Source organism: Ancylothrix sp. D3o (genome assembly GCF_025370775.1).
Lineage (GTDB): Bacteria > Cyanobacteriota > Cyanobacteriia > Cyanobacteriales > Oscillatoriaceae > Ancylothrix.
In genome coordinates this window covers 188,980-201,333 of sequence record NZ_JAMXEX010000003.1, presented here as the reverse complement: position 1 = coordinate 201,333, position 12,354 = coordinate 188,980, and the positions used below count along the sequence as shown (strand labels likewise).

The window sequence follows — 12,354 nt, the reverse complement described above, 5'->3', positions numbered from 1 at the left end:
AGGCCGGTTTGGTTTAGAAATGGGGTTTGGGAATTGAAAGGTTTTTTATTGCATTCGGTCAATGGTTCGATATTGTATTGCTTCGGCAACGTGAGCCGGTGAAATGTCTTTTTCTGCTGCTAAATCGGCAATGGTTCTTGATACTTTTAAAATTCTATCTGTGGCCCGTGCTGATAGTCCTAGTTTGCGGATGGCGTTTTCTAATAAAGTTTGACAAATATCATTAAGTTGACACCACTGGCGCAAATGTTCTGAACGCATTTCTGCATTGCATCGTAAACCGGCTTCTTGTGAAAATCTTTCGGTGGCAAGTTGACGGGCTTTTTGTACTCTTTCCCTGACGGGCTGGGATTCTTCGCCGGTGGTTTGTCTGGTAATTTCTTCGGGTTTGAGCCGGTTAACGGCTACTTGTAAATCGATGCGATCCATTAAAGGCCCAGATAGTTTTGCCCAGTATTGTTCACGTTTGGCCGGTGAACAAGTGCAAGGTTGAATTGGGTCTCCATAATAACCACAAGCACAAGGATTTGTACTGGCAACTAAGGTAAATTTGGCGGGAAAAGTTACAGATTGTCTGGTGCGAGAAATTGTCACAAATCCATCTTCTAAAGGTTGTCTTAAAAACTCTAAAACGTCGCGTTTAAATTCTGTTAATTCGTCGGCGAAAAGGACACCCCTATGGCCTAAAGAAATTTCGCCAGGTTTAGGAAAACTGCCACCGCCAACCAGGGAAGGGCCAGACGCCGAATGATGGGGACTGCGAAAGGGTCTTTCGCTGACAAGGGAACCTCGATTTTTTAATAAACCGGCTACTGAGTGAATTTGCGTTACTTCGAGGGCTTCTTCAAAGGTTAAAGGGGGTAAAATGCTGGGTAAACGACGGGCTAACATGGTTTTGCCGCTTCCTGGGGGGCCGACAAAGATTAAGTTATGTCCACCGGCGGCAGCAATTTCGAGGGCTCGGCGGGCGTGTATTTGGCCTTTTACGTCTTTGAGATCGAGGCCGGGGTTTTGATTTGTGCTTAATTCTGCGAAGTTTGTTAATTTAGTAGGCTGATATCTTTCGGGGTTGTTGAGTAAGTCGGCGACTTCTGCTAAATTTTTGCATCCATAAACACTTAGACCCTTGACAAGTGCAGCTTCTTGTGCATTATCGACGGGAACAATCAGGCCGGTGATGCCGAGTTTTTGGGCGGCGGCGGCGACGGGTAAGACACCGGCAACCGGACGCAAGCTGCTATCTAGGGAAACTTCACCTAAAAATAGGAAATCTCCCAGTAGTTCGGGCGAAAGTTGTTCAGAGGCGGCGAGGATGCCAATACTGATGGCTAAATCGAAACTTGGCCCTTCTTTGCGTAAGTCTGCGGGGGTAAGGTTAATGACGATTTTTCGCATCGGGAAAGCAAAACCGGCATTTTTGATGGCTGCTTTGACGCGCTCTTTTGATTCTTGCACGGCGGTGTCTGGCAGTCCGACTACGACGATGCCGGGTAAGCCGCCGGATACATCAACTTCTACTCCGACTTTTACGGCGTCTATTCCAACTAATGATGCACTCCAAACTCTTGCAAGCACGTTGTTTTTCTCTCCACTAATTGAATTGGTGGTGAGCCAATAAAAAAGCCCCCCTACTGTCCTTGGTTGTTAGTTGGGGAACTTTAAGCACTCATTTTAACGATGTACAACATCGCTGTCCCACAACTTATCAAGTTTTTTGGCGTATGGCCAATTTTTTCAGATAAATTTCGCTATTGTAACATTTCTCCATAAAGTTTTTCAACTTTTATGCTTGGAGGTTCAATTGTTGTTTTAGGATGCTTATAGCAAGTGTTAAAGAATAATCTGCAATGAGTCAACCTACCGATACAATTTTTAGCAAAATTATCCGCCGAGAAATTCCTGCGGATATTGTTTATGAGGATGATTTGTGTTTGGCGTTTAAGGATGTTCACCCTCAAGCGCCGGTGCATTTGTTGGTGATTCCCAAAAAACCGATTCCTAAGTTGGCGGATGCGGTGGCGGAGGATCACAAATTGATGGGTCATTTGTTGTTGACGGCGAAACGGGTGGCTGAACAGGCCGGTTTAACAAATGGTTATCGTTTGGTGATTAATAATGGGGAGGATGGAGGCCAAACTGTGTATCATTTACATTTGCATATTTTGGGGGGCCGGCAACTGCAATGGCCACCGGGTTAGGGTAATAATTTCTCCATCACTCACTATTTTTTAATTACCCAATCTAAAATTTCAAATCCCTAAACTACAGAGTTGAGATTTTGGGCGGCTTCATTGAGGTTTTGAATGCCAATTTTTGTTTGAGAAATGCCACTGGCTGTCTCTGCGGCACCTTGATTGAGATTGGCCATTACCTCGATAACCTGCTGGATGGCTACGGCTTGTTGTTTAGCTGTGAGGGAGATTTGTTGAGAGTTGATAACGATCTCATTGGTGGTTTTGAGGGAGTTTTCTTGATTGCTCAAAATCACTTCGTTAATAGCTTTAGTTACACTCGTAGAAGCCGCCAAAACGATCTCGTCAATTGCCTGAGTTACACTGCTAAAAGCTTCGGCTGTTTCCTGAGAAAGTTTGATACTTGACTCTGTAGTTTTTCTTCCCTCTTCTGTCGCCATTACAGTCGAATTCATGGCTGACTGGATAGCAGTAACTAGGCTGGTTATAGTGTGGGCTGATTTTTTGCTTTCGTTAGCCAGTTGGCGGATCTCTGAGGCAATGATGCCAAAGCCTTTACCATTGGAACCCGCACGGGCTGCTTCTACTGCTGCGTTAAGGGCTAACATATTGGTCTGAGCGGCTAAATCTGTGACGATGTTGGTGATGCTGCCGATTCTGCCTGTTTGATCGTTCAAGCGGATCATCTGGTCGGTGATGAGGGCGACTTTCTCTTTTAAAATAGACATCTCTTCGACGGTTTGTCTGACTCTCTTGCTTCCCTCTTCGGCTAGGTTTAAGACCTGACGCGCACCCTCTGCTGATGATTCGGCTAGGCTTAAAACTTGACGCGCACCCTCGGTTGATGATTCCGCTAAGTTTAAGACCAGGCGTGCGTTCTCTGCGGCTGATTCTGCTTGTTCTGCGGAGTGCCGCGAGGATGCTCCTAGCTCAATCATTGTGGTGCTGGTTTGATTGACGGAGGAGGCTTGCATGATGGCGGTGCGTTCGTGTTGCTCTACTGTTGCTGCGATCTCTTGAGAAGAAATGGCGATCAATCTTGCTACTTCATTGATGGGAGACACGACTTTTTTGCCGATAAAAAATAAAATTACTAAGCCGAATATTATGGCGGCAAGGGGAACTGCCACAGAAGAAACGCTCATCCATTGCTCTGCTTGAGTTGCTGCTTTTTGTCTTTCGCTTAAAAGTATGGTTTCTACTTCATTCATTTCGGCCAGTTTGTTTCTGATGTCATCCATAATTTTCTTGCCTTGACCAGAAACAACTAAATCCATTAACTGTTTATTCTTGCCGGCTCTTTTAAGGGTTATGGTTTCTGCCATTTCCTCTAATTTGTCGGAGGCCAATTTTTGCACTTCTGTGAGTTTTTTTGTTTGCTCTGGGTTGTCTTGTAGGAGGGTGTATAATTCGGCAAAATTAACTTTTAATTCTTGATTGGCGTTGATGTAAGGTTCGAGGAAATTCTCTTTTCCTGTGAAGATGTACCCGCGCTGTCCTGTTTCACCATCAACTAAAAGCTTTTCTAGTTGTTTCAATTTACCTTTGACCTGATAACTGTGCGTTACCGAACCTACCGACTGAACTAATGTTTTAGTGCTCGACTGAGAAATTAAAGCGTTGACAAGCATCAATAAGAAGAGCGATCCAAAAGCAAACGGCAAGATTCTACTGAGTCTTGTGTTAGTTTGGACAGGTTTTTTTAGCATATTTACTCCTGAAATCAGGGGCTTTTTTCAAAAAGCCTAGTAATATACCTTAGCATATTTTTTTGGGGCAATCTCTACCTATTGGCCCCATTTATTACGGTTAACTTTGATAAGCAAATAACACGCCTATTGCCAGCAACCGAGCATACTAAAAAGATAGAATTCTAATAAGTAATACTATCTATTATTAAAAGTTTTAGCTGTAGAGAAAATTTACTTACTTTTGTTATTGCTGGTTGTTTTTTTCTCGTTAACAAAACAACAAATCTCAACCCAATCAAGGTTTGGACATTTTGGCAGGAGGCCAGAACGGCTGGCTACCCTTAGCTGTCCCATAAGCCAGACTTATGACAGTCATAATATTAAATGTTATTAACAAGCCTTTACAAAACTTAAAAATACCCCTAAGATAAAAACATCATCCGAACCTTAACAAATCAATAGCACTCATAAAACTATGACGACCATATTACAGCGCACAGAGCGCTCTAACGTCTGGGAACGGTTCTGTAGCTGGGTTACAAGCACCGAAAACCGCCTTTATATCGGCTGGTTCGGCGTCTTGATGATCCCTACCCTCTTAACCGCCACCACCTGCTTTTTAATCGCCTTTGTCGCCGCTCCGCCGGTTGACATCGACGGTATCCGCGAACCCGTTGCCGGTTCTTTACTCTATGGCAACAACATCATCACTGGTGCAGTTGTTCCTTCTTCTAACGCCATCGGTCTTCACTTCTACCCCATCTGGGAAGCTGCTTCCTTGGATGAGTGGTTGTACAATGGTGGCCCTTACCAGTTGGTAATTTTCCACTTCCTCATTGGCGTATTCTGCTACATGGGTCGTGAGTGGGAATTGTCTTACCGCTTGGGTATGCGTCCTTGGATCTGCGTAGCATACTCTGCACCAGTTGCAGCCGCTTCCGCAGTATTCTTGATCTACCCCTTGGGTCAAGGTTCTTTCTCCGATGGTATGCCTTTGGGTATCTCTGGAACCTTCAACTTTATGTTGGTGTTCCAAGCTGAGCACAACATCTTGATGCACCCCTTCCATATGTTGGGAGTTGCCGGTGTATTTGGTGGTTCTTTGTTCTCTGCTATGCACGGTTCTTTGGTAACTTCTAGCTTGGTTCGTGAAACCACCGAAGTTGAAAGCCAAAACTACGGCTACAAATTCGGTCAAGAAGAAGAAACCTACAACATCGTTGCAGCACACGGCTACTTCGGTCGTTTGATTTTCCAATACGCTTCTTTCAACAACAGCCGTTCTTTGCACTTCTTCTTGGGTGCATGGCCTGTTATCGGCATCTGGTTTACCGCTTTGGGTATCTCCACGATGGCTTTCAACTTGAATGGTTTTAACTTCAACCAGTCTGTTATCGACTCTCAAGGTCGTGTTATCAATACCTGGGCTGATGTTATCAACCGCGCTAACTTGGGTATGGAAGTAATGCACGAGCGTAATGCTCATAACTTCCCTCTTGATTTGGCTTCTGTTGAGGCTCCTTCTATCAAGGGCTAAGGTTTTATGAGGGCTTGACTCTCGAAAACTAAATAATTACAAAAGGCGCTCTCCAGAGATGGGGGGCGCTTTTTGTTTTTTAACCGCAGATAAACGCGGATGAACGCGGATGGGTTTTCGGTTTGGGTTTTTAGTTTGGATGGACGCTGATTATGGAAAGTATCTGTAAATCTCTTTGCGGTGGAGTATCCTGACGAAATAGACTACGCCATCATTAACTTTAATACCGATTCGGTAATCACCCACTCTCAGGCGATAGTAGTCTGCATCACCTTTTAGTTTTTTAACATTGCTGACTTCATTTAATTTTTCGGCATTCTCAACTTCTTCTATCGCTTCCTGAATTCTTTGCAACAAGTCGGCATCAAGAATCTTGAGTAAATCTTTTTCAAAGCTCTTTTTAAACTCCACATTCATGGTTGTCTCTTCAGGATGTTGAAAATTTGCTCACGGCTGACTGTTTCAGTATTTTCGCCTTCTTTGATAGCAGTTTCCATTCCTATATCTTCTAGGGCTTCTGTTAAAATCTCAGAAAATACTTCTTTTTGTTCTGTTATTAACTCAAAAATCGCTTCTTTGAGCAATTCTTTAAGTTTGGTTTCGTCTAAAGTAATTTCCGACATGGCTTTTTTGTTGGATTTTTTAAGGCTTTTATTATATCACGAAACGTTGGTTTACGGGGAGTCAGAAACCGGGTTTTTTCGATAATACTTCGTTACACCTCCTAGAAGTGGCCAGAAACCCGGCTTTCTCAATTTCTTAAATCTCCTTTAACCAGGTTTCAATGGCTGATATTAAATTAGGTTGATAGGGGGGAAAGCCTTTTAAGGGCACTTCTAGGGGTTGGCCGGTGAGAAAGGCTACGCTGACAATTTCCTGTGGTTTAAGAACAGGGATATTACTCATGTTTAGGGGATTGTAATTTGTTGTGTGCCTATAAACTCTGTTTCAAACACGAGTTTCTCATCTTCCAGCAACATCTCAATGACTTCTCGCAAATTTGCTTGCAATTCATCCAAAGTTTCTCCCTGAGAATGAGCCCCAGGAAATCCGGGGATATAGCCAACGTAAAGGTTAGTCTGAGAATCTTTTTCGATGACAGCAGTAAATGTTTTCATAGTCGGATTCTTTGTGTATGTCCGCACTTCAAGAAATGTTTGTTCTCAAAGTTTTAATTTAGTTTGAGGTGGATCTATTAATTATAGCTTTCTGAAACCTTATTGCAAAGGCAACCTACTACTCTTTTTATTTAAGATTATCTGGGTTTAACTGTATGTATTGTTTAAAGATTGGGTTAATTTGAAACATTGCTCGTCCTGCGACCGGCTCTTTTTCTACTAAGCTGCGCCGGTTTAAGGATTCTATGGCTTGCAAAAATTGAGTTTTTGATAATGCTGTTTCGGCGGGGGTTTGTGAGATGTCTACGGCGTTTGTTTGGTTTGCTAACCAGCCTATCACGGTTTTTTCTGAGTCGGATAAGCGCTGTAATTGAGTTTCTAAAACCGGCTCTATGTCTCCTAAGTATATATCATTTGGGTCTGCTAAATATTGGGAGACGCTACCGTTAAATAATTGGTTGATTGTGGCGGAGATGATTTTTAACCAAAGGGGATGACTTTGATAAATGGTTATTAGTTCTGGCCATTTTTCTTCATCTGTTAATTGTTTTTTTAGCAAGATTTCTTGTGCTTGTTCTTCTCGTAATCCTTTGAGGTGTAAGGTTTGGGTTGAGGGGTTTTCGGCTTCTATGGTGGTGATGTCTCTCGGTTTTTCGGAGGTGAGGAGTATTAAGCAACTTTGATGGGTTGTGGTGGCAATTTGTTTAAAAAATTGGCTGTAATCTTCATATCCGGGTAGGTATTGGCCGGCTAGTTCATGGGGTTTAAAGATGTTTTGTAGGTCATCAATAATAATTAAACAGCGATAGGTGCGGAAATAATCTAGGATTGTGGGGAAGGGGGTTTTTTGGGTTTGGGAAAAAATTTGTTTGAGGTTGGTTTGTAGGGTGGTAAGGGTGGGTTTTTCGTTGAGGCTTTGCCAGATAATGTAGTCAAATTCGTTTTGTATTTGTTCGATGAGTTGGAGGGTGAGGCTGCTTTTTCCTATTCCAGTTAAGCCGTAGATTGTAATTAGGCGTGCGTTGGTTTGTAATATCCAGTTTTTGAGGGTTGTTTCTTCTGTGGTGCGGGGGTAATATTCGGTTAGGGCCGGTGCTTGTGTTAAGTCGATGATTGGGGTTTGATTTTTGTTTTGGGGCGTGTTTGGGGGTGAGGGTGAGGGTGGTTTTGTGTCTTCTGAAGAGGGCCGGTTTTCTGGACAGATATTAATATGGCTATTAATGTTGCTAGTAACTATCTGTGAGGATTTACCATAATTATAAATTGTAGATATTGCTTTTCGTTCTAAAACAGAGCGAGCATTTGCCTTCTGGATATCTTCTCCTAACAAATCTGATAAAGTCTGCCATAATTCCGAAGCTATATTTTTAACATGGGACTTACTGCGATGGCAGTTTTTAGCAATGTCTTCATATTTTAACCCTTGCCAAGCGCCTTCTAGGATGGCCCTTTGCACAGAATCGAGGTGTTTTGCTGTTTTGGTATATAGAATGTCATCCGCCCACTGTAACATTTCCTCAGTATTCATGGATTGTGTTTGGGTTAAAGTCTTGGGGTAAGCATTTCTTAATTTATCGTACTTTTTCGTACCTTAACAAGTACCCCATATATAAATTGATAAATAAATTTACAAAATTCCTGACTTTACCGTACTTTTTGATAGTTGTCAGTTTTCAAATTATCTTATATTCTAAAAAAGGTTGTCTTAATTAGATTGGAAAAAATTATGCAAAAAATAATCACCTTTTTCTCGGTTTCAATATTAATGGTTGTGCTGTTTTTCAGCAATGTTGTCCCTGTATGGGCTAGTCCATCTATTAGCCCAGTCAATAATGTTGCTATCAGTCAGACATATACGGCCAACTCACAGTCAGATCAAATTCAGAAACATTTAACTCTTGAGAAGTTAGTTTGCCGATATGTTGATGGTCACAAAAAGTGTTGGCACGAATAATTTAAGTTTTCAATAGCTATTGATTATATAAGTAGCAATTAAATAAATATTATTTAGTTTAATTGCTGCTTATCTATTTTCAATGCTAAAGTAAGCGTGAGCCAAAATATCGCGCAATCCAGCAATTTTGCGCCATTCAACTTCTGGATATTTTCCTCGCATTTCTTGGGGAATATTTTTAACCGCTTCTCCAACGATCTGCAAATTCCTTACCACCGCATCATAAGTCCGTTCATCCCTTTGGAAATCTTCAAATGTCATTCCTTCGGTGTATCGCTTGACTTTGGCACAAGAAGTGAGGATATCTTCTAAATACAAACGCATACTACGCGACATAAATTCCCTCTTTTTCCACCTTAGCTCGAATTATAGGTCTGAGCGAACGCCGGCTCACTAAATCTACCCGCGTCCCTAGGTGATCTTCGAGATAAAATTTGACATCCATATAACGATCAAATGTCACCGGCCCCTCAAATTCCACTAAAATATCTACATCGCTATCTGCTCTGGCTTCATCCCTAGCTACAGAGCCAAATATCGCCAGCGACTTGATACCAAAATCTTTTAATGGCTGCTGATGTTGTAACAGAATTCGCAATACTTCGTCCCGCTGCATAATTGACGACTCTTTCAAGACGATTTCACAATGATTATAGTCAAATTATGTGTTAACACCTATCAACTAATAGGGCAATGCTTTGCCCACCATTATCAGGCCGGTGGGCACACTCTAGCCTACTTTGTATCCATCCAATTTTCCCCAACGTTTATATCCACAACTAAGGGAACACTCAAAGGTCGATATTTTTGAATGGCAGTTTCCATTGTATTTTTCAGTAAAGGTTGCAATTCTTCCCATTCATCGGGATGCACTTCTAACACTAATTCATCGTGAACTTGCAGCAATAAACGCGATTGATAGTTTTTCAAAATCTCATGCAATTCTATCATCGCAACTTTGATGATATCTGCGCTTGAACCTTGAATGGGTGCGTTACTCGCAGCGCGTAAATTTGCAGCATCATTTCTGCTATTTCCTTGCAACTCTTCTAGGGGTATTTCATCCCAAGGCCGGCCTTTTAAACCGCGTAAACTGATGGCTTCAAAGTCAAAATACCGGCGCCGGCCTAAGATTGTTTCAACATACCCTTGAGAAATGGCTTGTCTTTGCACTCTTTCTAAAAATTCAAATATTTTGGCATAGCGCAGTTGAAAACGTTTGATAAATAGTTTTCCTTCAGCGGATGTTCTACCAATGGAACGGGCAAATTTTCCAGAGCCCATACCATATATTACCCCGAAATTAATGGTTTTTCCTGCACGGCGTTCCTCTGGGGTGATGTTGTCTTTTTCAAAGAGTAATTTTGCGGTAACGGTATGCACGTCTTCGTTGTTTTTGTAGGCTTCTATTAATAGCGGTTCTCCGCTTAATTCTGCCATGATTCTCAGTTCTATTTGCGAGTAGTCTGCGGATACCATTAACCAGCCTTTTTCAGGAATAAATGCTTTACGAATTTTTCGGGAAAATTCGGTGCGGATGGGGATGTTTTGTAAGTTAGGATTACTCGAAGATAATCTGCCGGTTGTGGTAATAGTTTGGTTAAAATCTGTATGTACTCTTTGGGTGTCTTTTCTTACTAATTTTGGTAAGGCATCGACATAGGTTGATTTGAGTTTGTCGAGGGTGCGATATTCGAGGATGCTATCAATAAGGGGGTGATCTCCTTGGAGTTTTTCTAAGACTCCTACATCTGTGGAAAAGCCGGTTTTGATTTTGCGGGATTTTTTGGTGTCGAGTTGTAGTTTTTCAAATAAAATTGTGCTTAATTGTTTGGGTGAACCTAAGTTAAATTCCTCACCGGCTGCCTCATAAGCTTGTTTCTCTAAGGCGGTTAATTCGGTCTCTAAGTATTGCGAAAGTTCTTTTAGGTAGGGGGTATCGATGTGGATGCCGGTGTATTCCATTTCGGCTAAAACCGGCTCTAAAGGAACTTCTACTTTTAACAAAAGTTCTGTTAATTTTTCTCCCTTTTCCTTTAATTCTTTTTTCAGCGGTTCTACTAACATGAATGTTGTATATACATCCATGCCACAATAGTTAGCAACAGCAGGTATTTCGATATCGGCTATGGTTTTGTTTTTGCCTACTAATTGATCGTAGGTTGTGGCTTGAATGCCTAAATATTTCTGGGATAAACTGCTGAGGCTGTGGTTATTTTCTGGGTTGATGATGTAACTTGCCAGCATGGTTTCAAAGACAACACCGGCTAGGTTTATTCCCTGACAGCGTAATATTAGCCGGTCAAATTTGGCATTCTGCAAAACTTTCGGATATTCGGCGCTTTCTAATATTGGTTGTAAGGTTTTTAAGACAGTTTTTGTGTCAATGTTTTGGCCTTTTTTGTGGCCGGTGGGGATATAAGCGACGTCTTCCTCACCGCTACCCCAGCAACATCCAATTCCTACTAATTTTGCATCTCTTGGTTCTAAATCGGTTGTTTCTGTATCCCACGCCACTGGCATTTCTGGATCGGTGCATTTTTTCAAGATGTTTACGAGTTCGTTTAGCTGTTCTATTGTTTGAATAATGCGAGGTTTAATGGGAAGAGGTGCGTCATTTTTGGCGGCTTGGGTTTCTTCAAAACTGAAAAATGACAGTTGTTCGTCGTCTGTGCTAGATGCGGAAAAATTAGATGCAGTTTCAGCTTTTTCTTGTTCTGCTGTTTCTCCCCCAAATCTTCTTTGCAATTGTTTTACTTTTGGCAAGAAAGATTTAAACTCTAATTTCTCTAACATGGCGGTAAGTTTTTCTTCGTCAAAACCTCGTAGTTTGCAGTCTTTTATGTCTATTTCCACCGGCACCTCAAGCACAATTGTCGCCATTTTTTGCGAGTGGTAGGCTTCTGCTTTGCCGGTTTCTAGTTTGGTTTTGACTGCGCCTTTTATTTCTTCGATGTTTGCATAAATGTTGTCTAGTTTTCCGTATTTTGCCAAGAGGGGAACTGCGGTTTTCTCGCCGATGCCTTTTACTCCGGGGATGTTATCAGATTTATCGCCGCAAAGTGCTTTATAATCTACTATTTGTTCAGGCGTAATTCCAAGTTTTTCTTTTACTTCTTCGGGGCCAAATTCTTTGGCTTTTCCTGTTCCTGACCGGCCAAAACTGTCGGAACCTAACCGCAATACTGTAATATCATTTTCTGTGTCTATTAGTTGAAATAAATCTTGGTCACCGGTGAGGATTTTTACTCGATAACCGGCCTGTTTTCCGCTGATTGCTAAGGTTCCTAAAACGTCGTCTGCTTCGTAACCAGGCGCGGTAACAATGGGGATGTTAAAGGCTGTTAATAGTTCTTGTAAATGTTTTAAGTCTGTGATAAAATCTTGGGGTGTTTCTGGCCGGTCTGATTTATAGGTGTCGTCGGCTTCGTGGCGGAATGTTGGTAAGCCTAAATCAAAGGCTATTGCTAAGTATTCGGGGTTGTGGGCTGTCATTACTTCTAAGAGGGATTTTAGAAAGCCAAAACTTACGCTTGTTGGGATGCCGGTTGTTGTTTGTAAGCCTCCTTCTCGACTATGTGCTAAGGCGTGGTATGAACGGAAGGCTAGGGAGTGTCCGTCTACTAAAATTAGGGTGGGTTTGGTGGTTTCTTTCACGGTGTTTTTGCTGGTGGGTTTGTCTGTTTCTATTTTACTGGTTTTTGGTGGTGTTTGGGTCTGTCTTTTTGGGGATTTTTTAACCGCAGATAAACGCAGATGGACGCAGATGGGTTTATGGTTTGTTTTTGGGGTTTTTGATTGATGAATATGGAGTGGTTTGAGGTTTTTGGTTCGTTATAAAAAGTCGATTTTTGGGTCTGGA

The 12,354-nt window shown here is 41.9% G+C and carries 12 protein-coding genes; 2 read left to right on the top strand and 10 right to left on the bottom strand.

The genetic code is table 11. The features are described 5' to 3' along the window. Window positions 1–45: 45 nt before the first annotated feature. Complete coding sequence (locus NG798_RS08205; protein ID WP_261221824.1) at window positions 46–1,575, bottom strand: YifB family Mg chelatase-like AAA ATPase; 1,530 nt, start codon at window positions 1,573–1,575, stop codon at window positions 46–48. A 272-nt stretch (window positions 1,576–1,847) separates the two neighbouring features. On the opposite strand from NG798_RS08205, the gene NG798_RS08200 reads away from it, so the two are divergent. Then, entirely contained in the window at window positions 1,848–2,198 is a 351-nt protein-coding gene (locus NG798_RS08200) for a histidine triad nucleotide-binding protein (protein WP_261221822.1), read from the top strand. A 59-nt stretch (window positions 2,199–2,257) separates the two neighbouring features. Here NG798_RS08200 and NG798_RS08195 read toward each other — a convergent pair whose 3' ends face one another. Continuing rightward, window positions 2,258–3,901, bottom strand: a complete 1,644-nt coding sequence (locus NG798_RS08195; protein WP_261221821.1) for a CHASE3 domain-containing protein — start codon at window positions 3,899–3,901, stop codon at window positions 2,258–2,260. Between the two features lie 457 nt (window positions 3,902–4,358). Between NG798_RS08195 and psbA the strand changes: the two genes are divergently transcribed. After that, window positions 4,359–5,420, top strand: a complete 1,062-nt coding sequence (gene psbA / locus NG798_RS08190; RefSeq protein ID WP_261221820.1) for a photosystem II q(b) protein — start codon at window positions 4,359–4,361, stop codon at window positions 5,418–5,420. A 150-nt stretch (window positions 5,421–5,570) separates the two neighbouring features. Here the strand turns inward: psbA and NG798_RS08185 are convergent, their stop codons facing one another. The 8 genes from NG798_RS08185 to polA all read right to left on the bottom strand — a co-directional run bounded on the left by NG798_RS08185 (window position 5,571) and on the right by polA (window position 12,149). Further along, on the bottom strand, window positions 5,571–5,837 hold the full coding sequence (locus NG798_RS08185) for a type II toxin-antitoxin system RelE/ParE family toxin (RefSeq protein ID WP_006633401.1): 267 nt from the start codon (window positions 5,835–5,837) through the stop codon (window positions 5,571–5,573). After that, window positions 5,834–6,043: a hypothetical protein gene (locus tag NG798_RS08180; protein WP_261221815.1), complete on the bottom strand. Its 210-nt coding sequence runs from the start codon at window positions 6,041–6,043 to the stop codon at window positions 5,834–5,836. Before NG798_RS08180 ends, NG798_RS08185 begins: the two co-directional genes overlap by 4 nt. Before the next feature lie 136 nt (window positions 6,044–6,179). Further along, complete coding sequence (locus tag NG798_RS08175) at window positions 6,180–6,326, bottom strand: hypothetical protein (RefSeq protein ID WP_261221813.1); 147 nt, start codon at window positions 6,324–6,326, stop codon at window positions 6,180–6,182. 2 nt (window positions 6,327–6,328) lie between these two features. Then, window positions 6,329–6,538 carry a type II toxin-antitoxin system HicB family antitoxin gene (locus NG798_RS08170; RefSeq protein WP_261221812.1) on the bottom strand — a complete coding sequence of 70 codons (210 nt, stop codon included), beginning with the start codon at window positions 6,536–6,538 and terminating at the stop codon, window positions 6,329–6,331. A 127-nt stretch (window positions 6,539–6,665) separates the two neighbouring features. After that, window positions 6,666–8,066: an NB-ARC domain-containing protein gene (locus NG798_RS08165; RefSeq protein WP_261221811.1), complete on the bottom strand. Its 1,401-nt coding sequence runs from the start codon at window positions 8,064–8,066 to the stop codon at window positions 6,666–6,668. A gap of 495 nt (window positions 8,067–8,561) precedes the next feature. Further along, window positions 8,562–8,828 (bottom strand): DUF86 domain-containing protein, encoded by a 267-nt coding sequence (locus NG798_RS08160; protein WP_261221809.1) that lies wholly within the window; start codon window positions 8,826–8,828, stop codon window positions 8,562–8,564. Continuing rightward, window positions 8,818–9,108 (bottom strand): nucleotidyltransferase family protein, encoded by a 291-nt coding sequence (locus NG798_RS08155; RefSeq protein WP_261221807.1) that lies wholly within the window; start codon window positions 9,106–9,108, stop codon window positions 8,818–8,820. Before NG798_RS08155 ends, NG798_RS08160 begins: the two co-directional genes overlap by 11 nt. A 119-nt stretch (window positions 9,109–9,227) precedes the next feature. Next, window positions 9,228–12,149: a DNA polymerase I gene (polA, locus tag NG798_RS08150; RefSeq protein WP_261221805.1), complete on the bottom strand. Its 2,922-nt coding sequence runs from the start codon at window positions 12,147–12,149 to the stop codon at window positions 9,228–9,230. Window positions 12,150–12,354: the final 205 nt, after the last annotated feature.